The sequence below is a fragment of the Streptomyces sp. NPDC051104 genome, from assembly GCF_040682835.1.
Taxonomy (GTDB): Bacteria; Actinomycetota; Actinomycetes; order Streptomycetales; family Streptomycetaceae; genus Streptomyces; species Streptomyces cynarae.
The window spans coordinates 35987-58413 of the sequence record NZ_JBFBBS010000039.1 but is presented as its reverse complement, the minus strand read 5'-3'; the positions used below and the strand labels follow the sequence as shown (position 1 = coordinate 58413).

Below are 22427 nucleotides of genomic sequence, written 5' to 3'. Positions count from 1 at the left end.
CTTCAGTCCACACACCTGACGATGATCACCGGTGGCCGCACCTGTCTTCCCACCGGCCCCCCACCAGCAAGATCACATCTCCGGCTGGAGTACTAGTGCCGACCTCTATCGGGCTGATGGTTCTGGGCTGTGCGCGAGGTACTGCTCCGGCTGGAAGAACTGCTCTTCCTGGCGGCTCCAGAGATCAGGGTGGTGTCGGTGCAGGAAGACGGCGTGGGCATCCAAGTCGGTGTTAGATGTCGGACGGCCGGGGCTCGGTGCCCAGGCTGCGGAAGCTGGTCGGGACGGGTGCACGGGTCCTACCTGCGGTTTCCCGCTGACCTCCCCGTTGGGGGACGGCGAGTGGTGCTGCGGCTTCGTGTTCGGCGCTTCACGTGCGAAGACGCCTCCTGCGGGCGGCGGACGTTCGTCGAGCAAGTCGCGGGCCTGACCCGGCGGTACAGCCAACGGACCGAACGAATGCAGTCGGTGCTGGCCGAGGTCGGCCTCGCCCTGGCCGGTCGCGCCGGTGCCCGGCTGGCCGACGTCTTCGGGGCGAGGGTCAGCCGGAACACGGTCCTGCGCCTGGTCGACGCTCTCCCGGAGCCTCAACCGCGGATTCCACGCGTGGTCGGCGTCGATGAGTATGCGATGCGCAAGGGGCGTGTCTACGGGACCGTGCTGGTCGACGTCGAGACCCGCAGACCGGTGGACCCACTGCCTGATCGCGAGGCGGGCACGCTCGCGGCCTGGCTGAACCAGTGTTCGGGGATCGAGGTCGTCTGCCGTGACCGCGGGCCGTTCTTCGCCGAGGGCGCCAGCATCGGGGCGCCACCGCCGTCCAGGTCGCCGACCGGTTCCATCTGTGGCGCAACTTCGGCGAAGCGGCCCAGCGGTGCGTCTCCCGCCACCGCCCTTGCCTCCACGCGGCCACCGCCGAGCCGACCGCGGAGAAGCCGCTGGATCCAGAATCAGCCGGCAGCGATTCGCCATGGCCGACAGGGCACCGGTTCGCTGACGGTACCCGGGCCAAGCACACCACCGTCCACGCATTGCTGGCTGCTGGCCACAGCCGACGCTCGATCCAGTGCCAACTCGGCATGACTTACCGCCCGTCCAGCGGCTGACGGACGCCGCGAGGCCGGAAGACCTGTTCCAGGGGCAGTGGCAGAACCGCAGGACCAAGCTCGACGACTTCAAGCAGTACCTGCACGAGCGATGGGCCGAGGGCTGCACGAACGCCTGGACCCTCTGGGAAGAGATCAAGACGCATGGCTATACCGGCGGCTATGGAGCCGTACGCGCCTACCTCCAGCCGTTTCGCACGTCCCCGACGGCACCGTCAGCCCGTCCACCGTCCCCACGCACGGTCGCCGGCTGGATCCTGACTCACCCGACACCCTGCCGGAGAGCGAGCGCCTGAAGCTGAAATCCGTCCTCGCCGACTGCCCGGAACTGAACGCCCTCACCGGGCACGTTCGCGCGTTCGGGAAGATGCTCACCCAGCTCCAGGGTGACCAGCTTCCGCAGTGGATCAAGGCGGTCCGCGCTGACGACCTGCCTAGCCTCCGCGTCTTCGTTAACGGCCTTGAGCGGGATCTCGCCGCCGTCACCGCCGGTCTGACGCTGCCCTGGAGCTGCGGCGTCGTCGAAGGCCGCGTCATCGGATCAAAATGATCAAGCGCCAGATGTATGGCCGGGCCGGCTTTGGCCTGTTGCGGAAGCGAGTCCTGCTGGCCTCCTGACTAGTCCGTCACGAGCTCTGCTGGAGTCGCTCCGCAGCCTGAGCAGGGGTGTCGTAGTAGCCAGGCTGTGCCACCAGGACTGAGTTGAAGTAGTAGCCCTGCTCTTCCTCTGGCTCGTCGGCAGCGAACGGGCGCCAGAAGCTCAGCAGCAAGTCTTGGGCTATGAATGAAGGAGCGTCGTCGGGGTCTTCCTCGATGGAGGTGAATTCGCCGACGCGCCGGACGACCTCCCGGGCCGGAAGCGCGAACACGTCCACACCATGGAAGAGCACTCGGTCTGCCTGGGTCGACGGTCTCCCCAGCTCGATGGCTTCGAGCATGTCGCGCACGCAGTGGATGCTGATCATCAGCCCGCTGGGACGGAAGACGTGCTGTCCTGGCTGGTCGGACTCCGATACTGCGGAAAGATCGCGGAGCGAGTCCAGCGCCGTGTTGGCCGCGTGCCGAGTCATACCGATCCGCAACGGGCCAGCGCCGGTAGGTGGGGCGAGGTCGAAGTCCATGCGGGCATGATGCCAAATGGGTCTGTCAGTGAGGCCGTTTCATCTTGAAGTTGCTGGTCAAGGGGCTGGTGTGGGTGGGACTCAGGTTGCTCGTGCTGGTCGGGTGTGTGATCGGTAGCACGTGATCGTCTGCCATGGGGCTGGTTTGTCGGAAACGTGCGCCGTGATGGTCCGTGGCGCCTACGGTGTGTGGGATACGGAGAGTTCACGGGCGTGAGGGGCGGCTGTGGCCGAGATACTGACGTGGGTGATGCAGCGGCGGATGGTACTGGCCGAGCGGGCTGAGCGGTTGCGCAAGGAGCTGGCGGAGATCGACGCCGAGGTGGCCCGGCTGGAGGCAGCGGAGGTGGTGATCGGCCAGTTCATCGAGGCCGAGCGCGCGGGTGAGGCGGACGATCCGGCCATGGACGCGGAGCTGGAGCAGGTGACGAGCACGCCGGGAGCGGGCGGGATGCTGCTGGTGCCGCAGCGCGAGCCGGCCATGGACGCGGACCTGCTGCCCGAGGACTACCAGGCGATCATGCAGGTGGTGGCTCGGGCGGCCGAGCCGGTCAAGGCTGGTCAGGTCAGCGTCGCCTTGGGCAAGGGGACCCTGCCGGGCCAGGTGGAGGCGGTGCGCGCGAAGCTGAAGCGGCTGGCGGAGCGGGGCTGGCTGCACCGCACGCCGGCGGGCCGGTATGCGGCGCTGACCGGGCCCAGGCCATGAGTGAACCTGGCTCGATCAGCGCGTAACGGGCGGGCCCCCGACGGCAGTTGGGGCGCTCATGTCGAAGAACTCCCACCCCGTCGAGGGCCCGGATGGGCTTGTCCACCAGTGCCGTCTGCCGCTGTCGAGTGCCACCCTGGACATGGTTGCCGGCCTCATCCGCACCCACTTGAAGAAGATCCGTTCCCGCTGGCGCAAGCTCCCGCCCGGCCGGATCGCCTTGATCGTCCTCGCGGTCCTCCGCCACGACCAGCGGCTTTGTGACATGGCAGGCGGCAACGGCGTCTCCGCGTCCACCGTGCGCCGCTGGCTGCTGGAAGTGATCGGGCTACTGTCGGCCCGCGCCCCGCGCCTGGACCGCGCGCTGAAGAAAATCGCCCGCAAGGGTGGCATCGTCGTGCTGCTGGACGGCACCCTCGTGCGCACCCGCCGACGCACCGGGGACGAGAACCGGCCGAACTATTCGGGCAAGCACAAGGCCCACGGCCTGCTGTTCCTCGCTTTGACCGACGAGCGCGGCAACCTGGTGTGGATCTCGGCGGCGAAACCGGGGCGCTCCAGCGAGATCACCACCGCCCGTCACAACAAGATCACCAGTCACCTGCGGGAGGCCGGCCTGGGTGCCCTCGGCGATCTCGGCTTCGTCGGCCTGGACGACGACCCCGACGACCCGGTCATCGTCACCGGCCGGCGGGCGACCCGCGGCCATCCGCTCACCGCCGCCCAGAAGGAGGCGAACCGGCTGGTCAGCCGCGAGCGAGCGGCGAACGAGCACGGCTTCGCCGACCTCAAGAACTGGCGGATCCTCACCAAGGTCCGCATGAACGCCTGACACGCGACCACGCTGCTGCGGGCGCTCCTCGTGTTGACGAACGCCGAGTCCACCGCTGACGGACGATCACCTCCTACCGATCACACCCACGACCGGCACGACCATCCCAGCCGCGACCCACACCAGCCCCACGACCTGCAACTTCAAGTTGAAACACGCTCACTGCCAGTGGAAGAGGGCTGGATGTGCGCCTCGTCCGATACGGCAGCTGTAGTTCCTTGATCGGTAGGGCATCGCGGCTGGTCAGGTCGTTTCGGTGGCGGTGATGTTGTTCCATCTCCGGTGGGCTTCGGCGGCCTGGTATTGGTGGTGACGGCGCCAGGCGGACCAGTGCAGGAGGTGGTCGCGGTCGCGTCGGGGGCGAGGCAGGGCGGTGATCCGCAGGAGTCGGAGCAGTTCGCGGCCGCTGGCCGGGACGAGCTCGCTGCCGGTGGTGGTAGCCGTGGTGGTGCGGGCGCGGGTGACGGCCAGGACGGCGGCGGCAAGCAGGCTGATCAAAGTCCAGCGCATCCAGGAGTTCCAGCAGGTGGTCTGGCCCTGGTCCAGGCCGCAGACGCCCTTGGAGGTCTGGAAGTCCTCCTCGACGCGCCACCTGCAGCACACCACATCCACAAGATCGGCCAGGGTGACGGGAGTGGCCGAGTGGCAGCGGTAGAAGGAGAGTTCACGGGTGTAGCGGTGGCGGCGGACCAGGACGGTGGCGTGCCCGGGCCGGTGCCCGTCAGGGGTGTCATCGGGGTGGATGTCGAGCATGGCTCAGTCGTAGTGGCGGTCGCCCTTGAGGCCGTGGCCGGTGCGCAGGCGCATCCAGTTCTTCCTCGGGACGCGGGCGGCGAGCTGGGTGACGGTCAGGCGGCCGATGGCGGTGTCCACGCGGTGGTCGGTGCGGACGGCCAGCGCGTAGTCGAAGCCGAGTGCGCGGGCCGTCCGGCGCAGCTCCTTGCCTCCGTAGACCTCGTCGCCGGCCAGCCAGCGGGCCTTGATGCCCAGGTCGCGGGTGCGGGCGAGCAGGGCGCCGGCCAGCTGCGGCTTGGTGGCGAACATGACGTCGTCGGGGACACCGGTGAGCAGGCGTCGCTCCTCGTCAGCGGCCCACTCGGCGCCGAGGTACAGGGCCCGGTCGATCGGGGCGTGCCCGTGCCGGCCGGCGTAGGTGAGGTGGACGGCGACCTGGCACAGACCGATACCGCCCAATGCTCCGGAGTATTGGCGGGCCGCGCCGACGCAGTCCGTGGAGGACTTCTCGTCCCCGGTCTCGTCCACGATCAGCACCGCGTCCGGATCGGCGAGTTCACCGGCCGCCCAGGCGGCGATCCGGTCCCGGGCCAGATCATGGTCGACGGCGGCACGGGAGAGCAGGTGCTGCAGCCGGTGCGGCCCGCGGTGGCCGAGGGCCTCGGCCAGCGTCCAGCAGTTCCGCGTGTCCAGCTCCATCAGCATCGCCTCGGTCATCTCCCGGACCACAGCGCGTGGTTCACGGCGCTCGAAGCAGTCCGCGATCTCCTCAGTCACCGCCCCCAACGCCGCCGTCCATGTCTGCTCGGCTATCGTGGCCTCTGCGGCCACCTGGTTCTGAAACGTCGTCACAAACGTTCATGATCAAGGTGGCCGTACTCATGCCCGCAGGCACCCCGCCATCCCGCTGACCAGCCTCAACTCACGACGCAGCCACATCTACAGCTGCCGTGTCAGAGGCTGCTGGCTTCGCCGCCGTACGCGATCTTCGCATCCGTGTCCGTTATGCCAGGCAGTCCATACGTCGCAGTGAATGCGGTGTTCTCGACTGCGGATATTCACCTGAGGGGCGACGAGGCTGAGGCGCCTCTATCGAAAACAGGCCGACCTGCAATTTTTCGCGAACTTTCCCGTCGGCGAGTTCCCCGTGGCACGTTTCATGCTCGTACTGGTCGGCGGCGGTCACGACGGCGGGAACGTGAGCACGGTCGGCGTCGGCGATGGGCTGCGCGCCGGCGTGGCCGCGGCCGTCGAGCGGGCGGTGAACGACCGGAGCTGAGCGGTACCGCCCCGGGGCGGTACCGGAACAGCCGGGGAATCGTTGGTCGAATGGGTTGGCCGGAGCTGTGCCGCTATCCACCATCGATCGCCGCAAGAACCGTTGCGAACACGGGGCGTGCGGCCTGGAAGGGCTCCTCCGGACCTGCGGCAAATGTCGTCAGGGTGCGGGCGCGGGCGCCCGGGCTGCCGCCGGAGCGTCGAGGTAGACGCCTGCGGCTGCGGTGATGTGCGCGGCGATGCGCTCGGCCTCACGGGGTCGCCGGTACCGTGGTTGACGATGATCGTCCCCGGAGCGATGCTCGCCAGCAGCCCCTGGTCGAGGACGTCCCAGATGTCTGCGTCGTCCCGCAGGCACAGGCCGGTGAGCTCCACAGAGGCCGCCAGATCGGCCACCGTCTCGTGCACCACATGGGGGACTTCTGCACTGCCGAGAGCGACGCTGGGCGGCGTGCCCAGACGTGGAGCTCGAAACCTCGCTCGCGGATCGCCTCCGCCATCGGTCCGCCCTGGTCACCGAGATCGATGAAACCGACCTTTTGTATTTCCTTGTGCATGCTGCATGCTGCTGTCTTTCTTCGACAGGGGGTCTGGAATCCGCGGTGTCAGCGGAGGATGTCGGTTGCAACCTCCCAGAGGCGCTCGGCGTTCTCCGGGTCGAGCGCGTACGGCGCCACTCCGAGCACGCCGAGTGCCGTGGGCCGGGCGTCGACCACAGGCGCCTCGTTGACGTCCTCGAAGTAGCGCCCGCCGATGCCTTCGACCGACGGGGAACCGGCGAGGAAAACGGAAGTCGCCGCACCCTGCTCGATCGTCTTCCGGTACGGCTCGGGGGTCCTCAGACCGCCGGTGTGCTTCTGCAGGTTTGTCGGGATGGCACCCGGGTGCAGTGCGTTGGCCCTGATCCCCTCGCCCGACCAGCGGCGATCTGCCTCCACCGCGAGCAGAACCTGCGCCGTCTTCGACTGCCCGTAGGCGGCGAGGGCGTCGTAGGGGCGGAACCGGAAGTCGAGGTCGTCGAAGACGACCGGCGAGAACAGGTGACCGGCGGAAGACACGGAAACGATCCGGGCGCCGCCGGCCTGGGCGAGCGCGCCATGTAGGCCGAGGGTCAGTGCGAAATGGCCCAGGTAGTTGGTGGCGAACTGCTGCTCATGGCCGCGGGTGCCCCGCTCGAGCTCGGGCGACATCATGATCCCGGCGTTGTTTACCAGGATGTGCAGCGGGCCGCCCCAGCCGGCGGCGAACGCGTGAGCCGAGTCCAGGTCCGCCACATCCAGGCGGAAAACCTGGACCGCGTCGCTTCCCGTCTTGGTCCGAAGGTCGGCCGCGACCCGCTCACCCGCCTCCGGACGCCGGACCGCCAAGGTCACCTCGGCGCCGGCGGCCAGCAGCGCCCGGGCGGTCTCCACTCCGATGCCGGAAGTGGCCCCCGTGACGATCGCCCGCCTGCCGGACAGGTCAACCCCGTCGATCACCTCCGACGCGGTGGAAGTACCGGTAGGCCACCGGCGAGGTGTCCGCGTGAAGCGCGGACCCTTTTCCGGTGGCCCCCGGCCCGAACCGCCCGTGCGACTTTCACCGCAGGCGGCTCTCCAGTGATCTTCGTGTTTCCGTCAGCCGTCGGCGTGGATGGTGGTGTGACAGTCCCGGCAGGCCACGAGGGCCTTGCGCCGTTTCTTGAGCATCACCGTCACCCATGCCGAGTGGGGCTGCCTGCGTTCGGACAGGTCTGTGAGGCTGCGGACGTGGTGGACGGTGATGCTGTCCGTGCCGCCGCAGACCTCGCAGCGTCCGGCGAGGAGCCTGGAGACCAGTTCTCTGCGCCGGGCCACCGCTCCGGTCGTGGACTTGTCGATGATCAGAGCGGTTCTCTGCCGTCGCAGCGGAATGCCGCCGAACCGTGCGACCAGAGGGGGCCTGCCGGGACGCTCGCTGGTGACCTGCAAGCACACGCGAGGCCCGACCGGGGTGACGACCTTGGACCGGTACTTGCGGGCCATGGCCGAAACGGTCGAGCGGTGCTTGCCGGCGAGCGTCTTGAGCAGCGAGGTCTCCATGACCCAGCGGAGCCGGGACAGTCGGAAGATATCGCTGGCGAGCAGGTAGTACTGGACGATGCCCCGGTACTCGGCTCCGTAGGTCCTGACGATGTCCCGATCGGGGGCGGCGAACAGGTCGGAGCGGTGGGCGGGTTTGCCGTGCTTGAGATAGCGGGAGCAATAGGCGTTGATCACCGGGATCGGCACCCGCAGTCGGATCACGCCGTTGACGGACCTGCGTCCGTTGGTGACCTTCGTGCTGCTGTGCTGGACGGTGATCTCATAGCCGAGGAACCGTGCCGCCCGGGTGCGGGCGTGGGTGATCAGGGTTTTGTCGGGTGACAGTTCGAGCTTGAGGTCGTCTCGCAGGAACTGAGCCAGACGCGCCTTGATCTCCTCGGCTTCCGCCCTGGGTCCGATGAACCCGAGCAGGGTGTCGTCCGCGTAGCGGACGTATCGGAGCCTGCGGTAGTCCGGGTCTCGTGGATCCGAGCTGGGCAGGGACCGTAACCGCTGGCGCAGTTTCCTGAACTCGGCGTGGTCGCCTCGTCCCTGGGCTCTGCGCATCGCGTAGTACATCCTGTGGTACTCCCGGTTCGGTCGCCGGGAGCGCCCTCGGGTGTATTCCGGAATGAGGACGTTTTCGACGAAGGTGTCCAACCGGTCCAGGTAGATGTTCGACATGATCGGGGACGCGACCCCACCCTGCGGGGAACCGCTGAGGGTCGCGTTGAAGATCCAGTCTTCCAAGTACCCGGCTTGCAGCATGTGTCTGACCAGCCGGAGGAACCGGCCGTCGTGGATGTTCGCCGCCAGCGTCGTCATCATGACGTCGTGATCGAGGCTGCCGAAGCAGTCGGCGATGTCCCCTTCGATGAACCAGGTGGTGCCCTGCCACGTGTCCGCGATCTTACGAAGGGCGGTGTGGCAGCCGCGTCCTGGCCGGAAACCGTGAGAGGCGTCGCTGAAGTTCGGCTCGTAGTACGCCTCCAACAGCAGACGCACAACCTCCGCCACCAGCTTGTCCGTCCACGAGGGAAGACCGAGCGGGCGACGCTTGCCGTTCTTCTTCGGGATGTAGACCCGTCGTGCGGGATTCCACCGGAAGCGCTCGTGGCGCAGCGCGTCGATGACGCGTCCGATCTTGCCCAGTGACATGCCGTCCACGGTCTCCCCGGTCACCCCGGGCGTCATCGCCCCCTGATTGGAGTAGAGACGTCCGTAGGCCAACAGGTACAGCTGCGGGTTGAACAACTGTCGATACAACTCCTCGCACGGCAGGCCACGCCTGCCGCGTTCACGCAGGACACCCAGCACCGTTTCGGCGCTCTGCATTTCGCATACCTCCCAGACCGGGATGTCCGATCACCTGTGCCCCTTCGCCCTGCAGACGGCGTTACCGTCCTCCTCGGCAGGCCGTGACCCCTGCGACTACTGCGGGCACTCCGTCGCCTTAGGACTCGCGTCCCGTAGGCGATCCCATGTTCGTCTCCGACGTACGTAACAGCGTGATGTAGGCGCCCCACTCATCCCCTTGAACGCTCTGACCGAGCGTCGCGTCGCCGTCCGGAAGGTGCGGCGGCCACACCATCAAGCCGCCACAGACGACGACACCGGCATCGGACGCCTTGCCGGTGGAGTCTTCGTTGCCTTCGCTGGAGATTGGGGTTCAGGCAATCCAGCTTTCGCCATGTCACGCGGGCCACCTGGCGCACCGCCCGTAGCGTCTCGGCGCAGCCGCCAGTTTCCTGACATGCTCTTGTCCCGTCACCGTTTCCGGATCGGGTAAGTCATCAGGCCCAGGAACCTCCTTCCAAGTCCCTCCCAGCTCAGCTGGGGATACGTCAGAGCGCCTCATGGCGCACTGGCAGCCGAACGGGCTCTGGAAAAGCTGGGACATATATGGATTCCGATCTCGGCGGGTTGGATTGCGCACTCCTCACCGTGCGGCATCGGCCGCGCACGGGCTACCTGCGCGCCCGCAGGGAACTCGTCCGACCCGAAGCCGTCGGAGTGCCCGCCCAGGGCAACCGCCGCGTCCCCGGGCTGCGCCGCGAAGAGGTCGCCTTCCTCGCCGGGGTCAGCTCCGACTACTACGTCCGCCTGGAGCAGGGCCGCGACCGGCACCCCTCCGAACAGGTACTCCACAGCATCGCCCACGCGCTGCAGCTGGACGAGGACGCCACCCGATACCTGCTCCAGCTCGCCCAGCCGAAGAGTCCGGGCCGCAAGCGCCCCCGCAGGCCTGAGAAGGTCAGCGACGGCATCCTCACGCTGATCAACAGCTGGCCGCTCACCGCCGCCTACGTCCACGGCAAGTACATGGACGTACTCGCCGCCAACAGCCTGGCGATCGCCCTTTCACCGTTCAACGCGCCCGGACACAACGGCATCCTCGCGGCGTTCCTGGAGCCGGAAATGCGCGAGCTCCATCAGGACTGGGAGGACATGACCGCCCGCGTGGTCCCCTATCTGCGCTCCGTCGTCGGAGCGGACATCGACGACTCCCGGCTCGTGGAGATCATCGGGGAGCTCTCCCTGCGCAGCGAACGCTTCCGGACCCTTTGGGCACGGCAGGACGTCAAGCGCAAGACCACCGGGACGAGCCTGCTCAACCACGCCCAGGTCGGCCCACTGGAGCTGCACTACGAAAAGCTGCTCATCCCCGGCACCGACATGCAGACCATGATCACCTACCACGCACGGCCGGGCAGCGACTCCGAGGAACGCCTGAACCTGCTCGCCAGCATGAACGCGCCAGACCGCAATACGACCGTCCCCGCGGAGACCCCGGCCGACGACGTCGCACACAAGCGCACCGGCCAATGAGGCCAGGCAGCAACCCACCAGACAGTCGACGACGGCTGGAAGACCACCGAGGGGCCGGGTGACCAGGCCGTACGCTTCCCGTGCGGCCATGAAACGCGCCACTTCCTCTGCGGCCCGGCGGCAGGAGAGGAAGTGGCTGGGGGCCGGAGGACGGCTTCCGATGGCTGCCTCCGGGCGCCCCTACGACAGCGTGATCGCGTACACCTCGACCCGCGGATCGTCCGGCAGCGTCAACGAGCGCACCACCTTGGCGTCGTCCAACTCGATGGCATGGCCGAACAGCCGTACCGGCGGCCCGTCGATGCCTTGGCCGGCCTTGATCCGGTGGGGCATGTCGAGGACGACGGTGCTGCCGTCGGGGGCCGGTCCGGCCCAGTCGCCGACCTTGAGCGGAACCTCGGAGCTGTTGCCGTCGGCGTAACGGACGGTCAGCCCGGTCGTCACCGGCCCGTTGTGCGATGCCGCCACCAGGCGCAGGGTGCCGTGGCTGCGGGCGGGCAACAGCAGCGTCTGGCCGCGGGCCTCGACGAAGTTCACCGCGGTCCCGGTCGGATCCGGTGCCTCGTACGTCACGCCGCCCCAGGTGACAGGACCGGCGGCCGGAAGCAGGCCGGTGTCGTAACTCCAGCCGGATCCGTCGAAGTCTCCCTGGCCGGGCTCATCCGCGGTGGCCGTGCCGTCGCGCGACATGTCCCTGCTCAGGTCCACCGCACACTGCTTGTCCGTGGCGCTCGCACACTCCGCGGCCGGGCGCACCTCGACGGTGGCGTCCCGGGTGACGCGGCCTGCCCCCTTCGCCTCGACCGTGACGCGCACCGGGTAGGACCCGGTGGCGGTGCCAGGGGGCACGGTCACCTCCACAGACACCGTCTTCTGCACGGGCAGGTGCAGGGATTGGATCCGCAGTGGCGAGCGCGGAGTTGTCGTTACCTGCCAGCCGGTGGGCGCCTGCGCCGTCACCGATGCCCGCAGCTCCCCAGGGGCCTGGCCGAGGACGTCCAGGGTCAGGTGGGCGGTTTGATCCGTGTCGCCGACCGGGATGACGTCGGAGGAGTTCCGCAGGGACGCGTCCAGGTGCCGTCGGCCGTCGGCGTCCGCCTGGTTGACCGACGGCGGCTGGGCACCCGCATCGGTGCCCCAGACCGACGGCGTCGTACCGAGCCGGTGGACCAGGGTGCCGCCGTGCGCGACCCTGTCCCAGTCCAGCCATGCGCGCCGTACGTCCTGGCTGTCGAACGACACATGCTGTACGTACCGGTTGGTGTCGCTCGCCCCCGGCGCGTTGATCGTCAGTGTGCCGCCCTGCCGCATCCCGTACCGGCCGATCGTGATGGCCGCCGACTCGAACTGCGGGCTGGACAGCGCCAGGAAGTCTGCGCCGCTCATCGTCGGGTACAGGCCGAGCGAGGAGAACACGTACCAGGCCGACATGGTGCCCAGATCGTCGTTGCCGGTCATGCCGTCCGGCCCGTTGGAGAACAGGGTCATCGCGGCGCGCACGACGGTGGCCGTCTTCGCCGGCGCGCCCGCCCACAGGTACATGTAAGGCGCGAGGAGGTCGGGCTCGTTGTTCGGGTTGTAGGTCGGCTTTCCGTAGTAGTCGTACGGCTGGGAGATCCAGTCCTCGCGCGCCGTGCCCGTCGGGTCGGTGAGCAGCTTGTCGTAGGCGAAGAAGGAGTCGAGGCGCTTCTCCGTGGCCTTCCGGCCGCCCATCAGCCCGATGAGGCCGGCGGGGTCCTGTGGCACAAGCCACTGGTACTGGTAGGCGCCGCCCTCGTGGAACTCGTGGCCCGCTTCGACCGGGTCATACGGTGTCATCCACGTCCCTGCGGTCGTGCGGGGCCGGAACTGGCCGATCGAGGAGTCCCACAGGTTGCGGTACCACTGGCCGCGGGCAGCGAACGTCCGCGCATCGGAGTCGTGCCCGAGCCCCCTGGCCATCAGGGCCAGTGACGCGTCCGCCGCCGCGTACTCCAGGGTCGCCGAAGCCGGGTGTGTGCAGTCGTTGTCGCCGCCCTTGTCCGCGCAGTCCTTGTTCAGCTCCAGGCCGGACGGGATGTATCCGCGCCGACTGTATTGGTCCATGGCGGAGCGGCCGTTGTACGGGGAGGCGGCGGGCGGGGTGCTCGTCGCGTCCTTCTTCAGCAGCGCATAGGCCTCGTTCTCGTGCCCGGCCAGCAAGCCCTTCGACCAGGCCTCGACGAGGAACGGCGTCACGGGGTCGCCGGTCATGATGTTGGTCTCGCTGTTGGCGAGGGCCCACCGGGGCAGCCACCCGCCGTCCTTGCCGATCGCGACGACCGACAACGCGACGTCCCGGGCGACACGCGGCTCCAGCATCTCCAGGAGCTGGTTCTGTGGCCGGTAGGTGTCCCACAGCGACAGGTTCTGATACGGCGTGAAGTCGGCGGCGGTGTGCACCGTGCCGTCGAACCCCGTGTAGCGGCCGTCGACGTCACCGGCCAGGTTCGGGTGCAACTGGGCGTGGTAGAGGGCGGCGTAGAACACCTTCTGGCGGTCCGGAGCCCCGCCGCCGATCTTGATCGAGGAGAGCTGTTTCTCCCAGGTGGCGCGCAGCGCCGCGCGTGTGGCATCGAAGTCGTAGGAGTCCCCGGTTTCCTCCGCGAGATTCTTCCGGGCACCGTCCATGCCGGTGTACGACAGCCCCACCTTCACGACGACGTCCCGGTCCTCGGCGGTGTCGAAGGTCACCCAGGCGCCGTTGCCGCCCTCTCCTTCCGCGTCGCGCCTGCCGGGGCTGCGTGTGGAACCGCGCCAGGTGCCGTGATACTTGAAGGGCCGGTCGAAGGTGGCGGTGAAGTAGACGGTGTGCTTGTCGTGTCCGGCGCAGAACTCTCCGGCACGCACTCGTCCCTCCACCGTGCGGTCGCCGACCACGTGTACTTCGGAGTCGAACACCTTCTGGTTGGCCTTGCCGGTGTTGAACAGCACATTCGCCGCGCCGGTGGCCGGGAAGGTGTACCGCTGCCAGCCGGTGCGCCGCGTGGCGGTCAGCTCGGCATCGATGCCGTACGTCGACAGTCCCACCCTGTAGTAGCCGGGGGTGGCTTCCTCGTCGTCGTGGGTGTACGTGGAGCGGTACGTGTCGGGGTTCACGCTGGCGACCGCTCCGGTGGTCGGCATGATGGGCAGCTCTCCGGAGACGCCGCAGCCGACTCCGGAGAGGTGAGTCTGGCTGAACCCAAGGATTTTGTCCTGCTGGTAGTCGTATCCGCCCTGGCCGCCGGTGTCCGGGCTGACCTGGACCATGCCGAACGGGGCGGCGGCCCCGGGAAAGGTGTTACCGAAGTTCTGGGTGCCGATGAAGGGATTCACCAGTGCGGCGGGGTCGGAGACCGGCTCCGCAGCCGCTGCGGCAGGCGGAAGTACACCCCCGAACAGCAGGCCTGGTATGAGCAGGCTGATGCCCACAGTGGTTGCGCGGGCCGTTATCCGTCTGGCGGACAGCCGCATCGGGCAGACCTCCTTGACAACGTTGTCTCGGTTTGGGGCAGGCCGAGAACGTGTCATGTCGCCGGATCGCTGTCAATGGCCCAAGCGCCGCCGTACGCGGCTGAGTTGGCCTTGCCGAGGCACATGCGGATGCTCGGGCCGAGGTGCGGACGTCCCCTTTCGCAGGGGCATGAAGGCGCGCAACCACCGCTCGGTCCGGGCGTCATGGGCCTGTGCGGCGCCCCCGACCGCCTCGTCCGTCCTGGCCGTCGGGGGGGCCGAGGCGGGCGCCGTGGGCGCGGGCGGCCTCCAGGTCCTCGGTGGTGCCCTGCACGAAGAGTTCGCGGATGAATCGGCGAGGGCCGCAAAACACATGGAGGACCAGGCGCCCGCCGGACGCGGTCGTGTCGAGCGCCTCGTGCATCCACGCGAATCCCATGCCCGCTTGCGCAGGCCGGACACGATCGCGATGAGGTCCTGGATGGAGCTGGCGAGCCGGTCCAGCGACGGAACGACGCCCGTGTCGCCCTCGGGGAGGAAGTCGCGCCCCCGCGCACTCCCGGGCCCGGAAGCTCTTGCAGTGGCAGCTGTGCAACATCTTTACCGAACGCGGGTCCGGAGATAACGTCACCTCGCACACCCGGAATGAATCGTTTCAATCGGGTCGGGAAAGATGGGACACTCCATGACATCGAGCAGTACTACCCGGAACACGCCCCCGTCAGGACCCAGTCGGCGCGCCATCGTCGCTGCCGGGGCAGGCGCTGTAGCCCTGTCCGCAACCGGTCTTCCGCTCGCACACGCCTCCACACCGTCAACAGCAGGAGGGGCAAACCCTGCAGCAGCCGCTTCACAACCGCCCCAGATGGGGCGAGGGTGGCAGCGCTACGTACAGGCCCCCTCTTCCACTACCGTGCGGCCGATCGGAGTGCTTGCCACCACGGGCGATGTCCGAAACCCCGATGCGCTGCTGAGAGCCGGCGGCTCTCGCACGATTCTCCAGCGCGCCGAGGCCTCGTCACCGCTCCGCTGGCCCGACGGGACCGTGGCAGAGGCGTCGTCGTCGCATGCGGGCAACAACGGGAACGACGGGCAGCCACGCACCTACGACGCCGGCAACGCCATCGACGGCAACCCGGACACCTTCTGGAACGACGACACGGTGGCCGCCTTTCCGGACACGCTGACCATCACGCTTCCTGCCGCCAGAGAACTGAGCGGCATCACGCTCCTTTCCAACAGCGACGGAGTTCCGGCCGATTTCACGGTCGACGTGTGGCAGGACAGCTTCTGGCAGAACGTCGCAGCAGTCCAGGACAACGACGTCATCCAGTGCGCTGTTCCCTTCACGACGCCGGTGAGCACCACCAGGGTCCGTATCACCGTGACGGACGCGCAGGACACTCCCCGAGGAGCCTTCACCCGCGTCAACGAAGTGTGGCCCGAACCCGTCGCCCCGGTTGCGGCGCCCAGTGTCACAGTGGACTTCGGGAAGGTCGTCGTGGGGTTCCCGCGGATCCGTTTCACCTCGGCCTCGGACAACTCCCCTGGTGTGAGAGTCGCCTTCTCCGAGACCAGGCAGTTTCTGACCGACCGGTCCGACTTCACCCGCTCCGACCAGGCCGGCGGGGCCGGCCAGGGAACCGACCAGTTCGCCGTGCCGGCCGCAGGCGCCGACTGGGTCGATCACAAAGGCTTCCAGCACGGGGACAAGGTCTATGCGGACGGCCTGCACGGCTTCCGCTATCTCAAGATCACGCTTGACGCGTTGGCGACCGACGCTCCCGCGGCGCAGGCGTGGGGCACGGTGGAGATCGACTCCGTCAGTCTTGACTTCAGCGGCTACCTGGGCACGCCCAGCACCTACCGCGGATGGTTCCTGTGTTCCGACGACGAACTCAACCGTTACTGGTACGGCGCCTCCTACACCAACGAACTGGTCACCGACACCTTCCGCCAAGACGATGTCGATCCCCGCAACGCCTGGAGCCAGTCGCTCGAGGGCAAACCGGTGCTGCACGACGGGGCCAAGCGCGACCGGGACCCCTACGTCGGCGACCTGGCCGTGTCGGCGCGGACTCTGTACCTGACCCACGACGAAGCGGCTGCCGCGGCGCGTAATGTCCTGGCCGATCTGGCCGAGCACCAGCGTGCCGACGGATGGATACCTCCGGCATCCATCGCCGACTACGCACTCCCGTTGTTCGACTATCCGCTGTGGTGGGTGACCTGCAGCTGGGATTACGTCCTGTACACCGGGGACCGTGCCTATGCGACCCGCTACTACCCGCATCTGACCAAGGTGCTTGATGTCTGGTACCCGAGCGTCACCGATGATGCCGGACTGCTCAGCAAGGGCCTCAACAACACAGGCGGGTACGGCGACTACGCCTTCCTGGGCCGGACGGGAAGAATCACCTACTACAACGCCATCTACGTCCAGGCCCTCAACGACGCGGCACGGCTGGCACGCTGGCTGGGCCATGCAGCCGATGCGGATCGCTGGACTCGTCGGGCCGACAGAGTGAAGGAGGCGATCAACGCCCGCCTGTGGGACGACGACGCCGGCGCCTACCTCGATTCAGCGACCGGCCCGGTGCGTCATGCGCAGGACGGCAACGCCATCGCCATCACCGCAGGCGTCGCCGACAGCGCCCGCGCTGCATCGGCCCTGTCACACCTCGACGCCACCACACGACAGCCCTACGGCAACGCCTTCATGGACAACGACACCATCTTCGGCGACGCCTCACAGCGCGTGTACGCCTTCACGTCCTACCCCGAGATCGTGGCCCGCTTCGAGACCGGTCGGGCAGAGTCCGCCCTCGATCAGATCAGGCGGACCTACGGTTGGATGGACAGCCATGATCCCGGCATCACGCACTGGGAAGGCATCGGCCCCGGCGGGTCGTTGTACGAGGGCGCCTACACCAGCATGGCCCACGGGTGGTCTACAGGTGTCTTGCCGGCCTTGACGCATCAACTGCTCGGTGCCAGGCCGACCGCACCTGGCTATGCCACGTGGGAAGTGCGGCCTCATCCGGGCGATGTGGCGTGGGCTCAAGGCCAAGTGCCCACCCCGCACGGGCCGCTGCGGGTCTCGTGGGAGGCTTCCGAGAAGGCTTTCCAGATGACCGTTCACGTGCCCGCCGGAACCCGGGGCACCGTCGCGTTCCCGGGAGACAGCCGCCAGGTGATGGTCCGGAGCCGAGGGCGCATCCTCTGGGACGGGTTCAAAGCGTTGGAGGGTGACGTCCGGGTGACGAACAGCCGCGTCACCGTCTCGGATCTGAGCGCGGGTAGCTACAAGTTCACCACCGTTCGAAACGGATAGCGCATCCGCGACCTGGACAGCTGTGGTCTTGCCGCTGAGCGCGGCAAGACCACCGCCTCCTGAACTCACGGTCCAGCTCTTCATCGACGATGCGAACTGCGGCCTCTCTCGGCATGGAGCGATGACATGGCTGGTGGCCCGGTCCAGGTGGGCAAGGCGGGCCAAGCCGCAGCGGGCCAGGACGCGGTGCACTGTCGACGGCAGCAGGTGCAGCAGGTGCGCGATGCGGGCCGGCCCCCACCGGCGCAGGATGCGGACCTTGATAATCCGGCGCTCGGTGCGGGTCGGGATGCGGCGCGGGCTTGTGCGTGGACGGCTGGAGCGGTCGGCCATGCCGGCCTCGCCGAGCCGGCGGTAACGGTCGGCCCACCGCTGGGCCGTGGTCGGCGAGACCTGGAAGCGTTCTGCGGCCCGTCGCAGGCTCCAGTTGTCGTCCACGACGCAGCGGGCCAGGCGCAGACGGCCCGTCTCGGTCAGCGGTGCATTACGAACAACTAGGCCGCTGAGCCTTCGCCGCTTGGGTTGCGGGTGAGCTGGTCGGCGACCCGAGCGATCATCTGGCTCTCTTCGCCGTCGCGGGCGGTCGTCGGGTGGTAGGCAAGTACGAAGCGGCGCTGCTGGTCACGAGTGGAGAATGCGGCGTTCTTGTAGCCGTACGTCTCACCGGTCTTGCCCCAGAGCGTGATGCCGTTGACGGTGGCCTGCTGCAGGCCGGTGCTGTAGCGGGCCGGAGAGCCGTCCAGCATCCGCACGTCGTCCGGGGGCAAGGTGAACATCAGCTGAAGCAGCTCAGGTGGGAGCAACTCGCCGGAGAACAGCGCGGCGAGCATCCGGTCGAGGTCGCCCGTGGTGGAGATCATGTCGCCCTCGCCCCGGCTGGACGACTGGTCGTACACGGTGATGTCCCGCAGGCTGCCATCGGCCATCGCCAGATAGCCGTGCACGTGCCGGCCGTAGATGCGCGGGTCGTCGCCCGGCACGACGGTGCGCGCCAGGCCCAGCGGACGCAGTATGCGGGCAGCGACGGCCTCCCCGTACGGGCGGCCGGTCACCTTTTCGATGATCAGTGCTGCCAGTACGTAGTTGATGCCGCGGTACTCCTGCCGGGTGCCCGGGGCGAACTTCATCGGTCCGTGCGTCGCCGTCGCCACCCACTCCTGCGGCGTCCAGTGATCGAAGCGGTGGCGGAACACCTCCTCCGCGGTTTCCGGGTCCGGGATGCCGACGTGGTCGGGCAGTCCGCTGGTGTGGTTCAGCAGGTGCGCCACGGTGACAGCCGCGAACCGGGTCGGCAGCAGCCCCGGCAGGACGCGCCGCACCGGCGCATCCAGGCTGACCCGTCGCTCCGCCACCAACTGCAGCACCACCGTGGCGACGAAAACCTTGGTGATGCTGCCGATCCGGACCTTGTCATGTGCCGTCACCGGACGCTGCGTCCGGATGTCGGCCACCCCCGAGGTGCCGCGCCAGTAGCCGGCCGTGCCGCCGACGCGCAACTGGGCCGCAGTCGACGGCGGGTGCTCCAGGTCGTCGATCACCGCCTGCAGGGCGGTGGGGTTCAGCGGCGGGAGCGGCGCGGGTAAGGCGAGGGCGCGGTGCGCGGGCAGCACCGCGCTGGCGGCCAGCGCGGCCGTCCCCGACAGGGCGACGCTCATAAAGGATCTGCGTGACATGCGCGTTGAGGTCATGCCCCCACCCTGCGGCGGTCACGTGCCGCGCGCATCGGGGTTCGCCCCGGAGTGATCCCCGATCACACCATGACCCGTCCCGGACACGGATGACGTTGCTGGAATTTGGCTACCCATGAGGCCCCAGCGGACAAGCCCAGATCGCCGCGGGAGTGGTCAAGGAGATACGTTCCGGATAGCGAACCCGGTCAAGGGAAGTGCACCCGCCGGCCCACAAGGACAACGGGTCGGCCGGTCACCCAGCGCGCCCGGACCCCGCGGTGCGCATCCAGTTCGGCGTATCCGGTGCGGTGCGCATCGGATACGTTGAAGGGGTCGAGGACCTCCTTGACCGGGATGAGGGTCTCGTGCCAGGTGTTGGAGAACGTCGGGATCTGGCGGGCGTTGGTCTGGTCGGTGTAGGCCTGGGGCGCACGCTGTTCGCCCAGGCCCGGACGGCGTCGAGGTTTTGGCCGCCTGCGAAGTCCTCGAGGGTCTGCCGTGTGGCGGCGTCGAGCTTCTGCTCCGCCGCGCCGCCGGTTAAGCCGATCAGCCACGGTAGCCGCGTCGGGCGAACGCGCCGACTGTGACGCCGACGAACTCTCCGCCTCTCACTGATCCCTCAACCGGCAAGGACGCCCGCATGTCCACCACCAAAGTCAAAGACTGATTGTCGCGGGTCGCGGCTGGGATCGGCGCGGCGTCGGTCGGGGCGGCCGCGCCGCGCCGCCGTCAGCGCGGCGACGCCCGGCGGGAGAAGACGCCGGCGGTCCCGATGCTGTCCTCCGGCGGCTGGGCCCTCACCAAGAGGTGAGGCGGGAGAGTCCCGCCAAGTGGAGGTACCGCCGTGATCGTCCGACTCCTGGGCGGCCCGCTCGCTGGCTGTGGGCTGTCGACCACCCCGAACCCGTGGCCCGGAGGCTGGCTCACGGCCGGTGCCGTCGACTGGGGCCTGTACGTCCCGGTGCACCGCAACACGGTGACCAGCATCGTCCTGGCGGAGGTCCGGGTCACCGTCCTGCGCCGGCCGTACATCCTGTGGGCCGCGAGGCCCGGTCCGGCAGGCGCTGCAAGAGCAATGCACCCAGTGGCCCACCCGGTCCGCCCAGTGACGTTGAAAGCCCGCGGGTGACGGGTAATGGATTACGGCGGCATGGCGAAGGCTGTGGTCGGCAACCACCGCGCACGGAGCGGCATCGGCCCTTCCTGGACCGCTCGCCGTGTGTTGATGCTACTTACCCTGTACCCCCGGCCGCCGACGCACTGGCCGCCCGGCCGCCTGCGGACGCCACCTGACGGACCCGGGACCTGCTCGCGCCGACCCGGACCACGGTCCTGACCAGGCAAGACAGGAACATCAGGTGATTCGCCGGAAACTCGGGGAAAAAGTAGCGGCAGCCGATGGGAGGTTGCCGTGGAGCATGGAGATCTGGAACTGGGCGAGTTGCTGGCCGCTGCGGAGGCGGCGCCGCCCGGTGAGTCCGTCAACGTGATAGCGCACGATCTGCAAAAGCGATTCGGTGCGGAGCGTGTGTCCTTCCTGTTCGCCGACCTCATCGGTCAGCGGCTGGTACGGCTCGCCGCGGCCGGCGGTGACGTCGCGGACCATGCCGAGCCGATCGACCTGCAGGGCAGCGTCTACGACAGCGTTCTGCAGAGCCAGCGCCAGCATGTGGAACCGGACGGCCAGGGTGGACGGCGCGTCATCACGCCGGTCAGCAACCGCGGCGACTGCATCGGCGTTTTGGAAGCAACCCTGCAGTCCGCCGACGACACCGTGCTCCGCCAGGTCCGCGATGCGGCACACGCGCTGGCCTACATCATCGTCACGGACCGCCGCTTCACCGACCTGTACCACCTGGGCCGGCGCACCACCGAGACCAGCCTGGCCGCGGAGATCCAGCACCAACTGCTTCCCTCAGCCGCCTGCTGCGAGGCGCCCCAGTTCACCCTCGCCGCCGGGCTGGTCCCGGCCGACGACATCGGGGGCGACACCTACGACTACACCCTCGACCGTGACACCCTGCACCTGTCCATCACCGACGCCATGGGCCACGACACGAACTCCGCTCTGCTGGCCACTTTGCTGGTCGGCGCCCTGCGGCGGGCACGCCGCAGCGGCTGTGACGCCCTCAAGCAAGCCCACCACGCCCACCAGGCCCTGCTGAGCCACAGCCGCGGCCTGGCCACCGGACAGTTGCTGTGCATCGACCTCGAAACAGGCCTGTGTGAATTGGTCAACGCCGGCCATCCCTGGCCGCTGCGGCTGCGCGACGGCACCGTCGAAGAGGTCAAACTCGCTGTCAACCTGCCGTTCGGCGTGGCGGCACCCACCTCCTACCGCGTACAGGAACTGCAACTGCGGCCCGGAGACCGCCTGATCCTGCTCACCGACGGAATGCAGGAGCGCGGCGCCGCAGCCGTCGACCTGGCCTCGCTCGTTCACGACACCCACGCGCTGCATCCAAGAGAAGCTGTCCGAAGCCTGACCGCCGCGGTGCTTGATGCCTGCCATGGCAACCTCAAGGACGACGCCACGGTCCTGATACTGGACTGGCACGGCAATCGTCGGTGAGCGGCCAAGAGACGGCTGAGCCCACAGTGATGAGCCGCAGCGGCCCACCGCCGTGACACCACGGCCCTGCGCCGCCGCCTGTTGCGCCTGTCCGTGCGGCTGCTCGGCCTACTCCGCGGCGGTGCCCTTCACCGTCAAGCTGCCCGCGGACCCCGCGCCGCCCACCAGACTGGGCCACCCCCGGCACCCTGCACGTCTCCGAGTCCACCAACGCCTACGCCACCAGCCCGGCGGCGGACCCGGCGGCCCTCGACGTCACCGACGTGGTGGAGAACTGGCTCGAGGACCCCGAGTCCAACGACGGCGTCGCCGTCCGCGCCGACGGCGAGTCCTCGGCCACCACCGGCGTCACCTACCACTCCTCCCGGGACACCGGCCCCGCCACGGACGGCCCGCAGTTGACCGTCTCGTACACCGCGGCGACGGCTCCGGACGCGCCCCACCCAGGTGCGCGCGGCGCCCGGCGACGGCGGCCTGCTCGTGTCCTGGAACGCGCCCGAGGACAGCGGCCACAACGGCAGCGACCTCGACTACACCGTCACCGTCAAGGACAGCGGCGTGACGCAGGTCGCCCAGCAGCAGACGCAGGACAACCACCTCGTCGTCACCGGACTGCCGAACGGCGCCCCGTACACGGTCGAGGGGAAGTCGACGGCTCACCAGAAGGACACCCCTGGCCCGCCGTCCCGTCCACCGGCTGACTCGCAGCCCGGATCACGGAACCGCGGACAGAGCCTTGAAAATGGCCA

General features: G+C 68.5%; 18 protein-coding genes and 4 pseudogenes. 11 read left to right on the top strand and 11 right to left on the bottom strand.

What is annotated here, in order from left to right; translation table 11 throughout:
* The first annotated feature begins 129 nt into the window (after positions 1 to 129).
* From AB0N14_RS32955 to AB0N14_RS32945, 3 genes and pseudogenes are all read left to right on the top strand, one after another.
* On the top strand, positions 130 to 1083 hold the full coding sequence (locus AB0N14_RS32955; protein ID WP_366029366.1) for an ISL3 family transposase: 954 nt from the start codon (positions 130 to 132) through the stop codon (positions 1081 to 1083).
* Entirely contained in the window at positions 1067 to 1402 is a 336-nt protein-coding gene (locus AB0N14_RS32950; protein WP_366029365.1) for a hypothetical protein, read from the top strand. The genes AB0N14_RS32955 and AB0N14_RS32950 overlap by 17 nt, the downstream gene beginning before the upstream one ends.
* A 164-nt stretch (positions 1403 to 1566) precedes the next feature.
* Positions 1567 to 1724 (top strand): annotated as a pseudogene (locus tag AB0N14_RS32945) (ISL3 family transposase); the annotation flags it as partial.
* Between the two features lie 8 nt (positions 1725 to 1732).
* Here the strand turns inward: AB0N14_RS32945 and AB0N14_RS32940 are convergent.
* Complete coding sequence (locus AB0N14_RS32940; protein WP_366029364.1) at positions 1733 to 2227, bottom strand: hypothetical protein; 495 nt, start codon at positions 2225 to 2227, stop codon at positions 1733 to 1735.
* Between the two features lie 226 nt (positions 2228 to 2453).
* On the opposite strand from AB0N14_RS32940, the gene AB0N14_RS32935 reads away from it, so the two are divergent.
* Both AB0N14_RS32935 and AB0N14_RS32930 read left to right on the top strand, forming a co-directional pair.
* Positions 2454 to 2933, top strand: coding sequence for a hypothetical protein (locus AB0N14_RS32935; protein WP_366029363.1), 480 nt, complete (start codon positions 2454 to 2456; stop codon positions 2931 to 2933).
* Between the two features lie 58 nt (positions 2934 to 2991).
* Positions 2992 to 3765, top strand: a complete 774-nt coding sequence (locus AB0N14_RS32930) for a transposase family protein (protein WP_366029362.1) — start codon at positions 2992 to 2994, stop codon at positions 3763 to 3765.
* Positions 3766 to 4008: 243 nt separating this feature from the next.
* On the opposite strand, the gene AB0N14_RS32925 is transcribed toward AB0N14_RS32930, so the two are convergent.
* On the bottom strand, positions 4009 to 4518 hold the full coding sequence (locus AB0N14_RS32925) for a hypothetical protein (protein WP_366029361.1): 510 nt from the start codon (positions 4516 to 4518) through the stop codon (positions 4009 to 4011).
* A 3-nt stretch (positions 4519 to 4521) separates the two neighbouring features.
* Positions 4522 to 5352, bottom strand: a complete 831-nt coding sequence (locus AB0N14_RS32920; RefSeq protein WP_366029360.1) for an IS701 family transposase — start codon at positions 5350 to 5352, stop codon at positions 4522 to 4524.
* A 295-nt stretch (positions 5353 to 5647) separates the two neighbouring features.
* On the opposite strand from AB0N14_RS32920, the gene AB0N14_RS32915 reads away from it, so the two are divergent.
* Positions 5648 to 5779, top strand: a complete 132-nt coding sequence (locus AB0N14_RS32915) for a hypothetical protein (protein ID WP_366029359.1) — start codon at positions 5648 to 5650, stop codon at positions 5777 to 5779.
* Between the two features lie 73 nt (positions 5780 to 5852).
* On the opposite strand, the pseudogene AB0N14_RS32910 reads toward AB0N14_RS32915, so the two are convergent.
* From AB0N14_RS32910 to AB0N14_RS32900, 3 genes and pseudogenes are all read right to left on the bottom strand, one after another.
* A pseudogene (locus tag AB0N14_RS32910) lies at positions 5853 to 5963 on the bottom strand (hypothetical protein); the annotation flags it as partial.
* A 420-nt stretch (positions 5964 to 6383) separates the two neighbouring features.
* On the bottom strand, positions 6384 to 7256 hold the full coding sequence (locus AB0N14_RS32905) for an SDR family NAD(P)-dependent oxidoreductase (protein WP_366029358.1): 873 nt from the start codon (positions 7254 to 7256) through the stop codon (positions 6384 to 6386).
* 138 nt (positions 7257 to 7394) lie between these two features.
* Positions 7395 to 9155 carry a reverse transcriptase domain-containing protein gene (locus tag AB0N14_RS32900; RefSeq protein ID WP_366029357.1) on the bottom strand — a complete coding sequence of 587 codons (1761 nt, stop codon included), beginning with the start codon at positions 9153 to 9155 and terminating at the stop codon, positions 7395 to 7397.
* A 609-nt stretch (positions 9156 to 9764) separates the two neighbouring features.
* On the opposite strand from AB0N14_RS32900, the gene AB0N14_RS32895 reads away from it, so the two are divergent.
* Complete coding sequence (locus AB0N14_RS32895) at positions 9765 to 10649, top strand: helix-turn-helix transcriptional regulator (RefSeq protein ID WP_366029356.1); 885 nt, start codon at positions 9765 to 9767, stop codon at positions 10647 to 10649.
* A gap of 180 nt (positions 10650 to 10829) precedes the next feature.
* Here AB0N14_RS32895 and AB0N14_RS32890 read toward each other — a convergent pair whose 3' ends face one another.
* On the bottom strand, positions 10830 to 14123 hold the full coding sequence (locus tag AB0N14_RS32890; protein WP_366029355.1) for a GH92 family glycosyl hydrolase: 3294 nt from the start codon (positions 14121 to 14123) through the stop codon (positions 10830 to 10832).
* 202 nt (positions 14124 to 14325) lie between these two features.
* The gene (locus tag AB0N14_RS32885; protein ID WP_366029354.1) at positions 14326 to 14541 is read right to left on the bottom strand and encodes a hypothetical protein; all 216 of its coding nucleotides are present in this window, start codon (positions 14539 to 14541) and stop codon (positions 14326 to 14328) included.
* Positions 14542 to 15030: 489 nt separating this feature from the next.
* Here AB0N14_RS32885 and AB0N14_RS32880 point away from each other — a divergent pair, with 489 nt between their 5' ends.
* Complete coding sequence (locus AB0N14_RS32880; RefSeq protein ID WP_366029353.1) at positions 15031 to 17436, top strand: alpha-L-rhamnosidase C-terminal domain-containing protein; 2406 nt, start codon at positions 15031 to 15033, stop codon at positions 17434 to 17436.
* 120 nt (positions 17437 to 17556) lie between these two features.
* Here the strand turns inward: AB0N14_RS32880 and AB0N14_RS32875 are convergent.
* Positions 17557 to 17913, bottom strand: a pseudogene (locus AB0N14_RS32875) (leucine zipper domain-containing protein); the annotation flags it as partial.
* Positions 17914 to 17930: 17 nt separating this feature from the next.
* On the bottom strand, positions 17931 to 19124 hold the full coding sequence (locus tag AB0N14_RS32870; RefSeq protein WP_366029352.1) for a serine hydrolase domain-containing protein: 1194 nt from the start codon (positions 19122 to 19124) through the stop codon (positions 17931 to 17933).
* 826 nt (positions 19125 to 19950) lie between these two features.
* Between AB0N14_RS32870 and AB0N14_RS32865 the strand changes: the two genes are divergently transcribed.
* Both AB0N14_RS32865 and AB0N14_RS32860 read left to right on the top strand, forming a co-directional pair.
* Positions 19951 to 20235 (top strand): hypothetical protein, encoded by a 285-nt coding sequence (locus AB0N14_RS32865; RefSeq protein ID WP_366029351.1) that lies wholly within the window; start codon positions 19951 to 19953, stop codon positions 20233 to 20235.
* A gap of 282 nt (positions 20236 to 20517) precedes the next feature.
* On the top strand, positions 20518 to 21678 hold the full coding sequence (locus tag AB0N14_RS32860) for a PP2C family protein-serine/threonine phosphatase (protein WP_366029350.1): 1161 nt from the start codon (positions 20518 to 20520) through the stop codon (positions 21676 to 21678).
* Between the two features lie 214 nt (positions 21679 to 21892).
* Here AB0N14_RS32860 and AB0N14_RS32855 read toward each other — a convergent pair whose 3' ends face one another.
* Positions 21893 to 22030: a hypothetical protein gene (locus AB0N14_RS32855; RefSeq protein WP_366029349.1), complete on the bottom strand. Its 138-nt coding sequence runs from the start codon at positions 22028 to 22030 to the stop codon at positions 21893 to 21895.
* A 95-nt stretch (positions 22031 to 22125) separates the two neighbouring features.
* Between AB0N14_RS32855 and AB0N14_RS32850 the strand changes: the two are divergent.
* Positions 22126 to 22308, top strand: a pseudogene (locus tag AB0N14_RS32850) (hypothetical protein); the annotation flags it as partial.
* Positions 22309 to 22427: the final 119 nt, after the last annotated feature.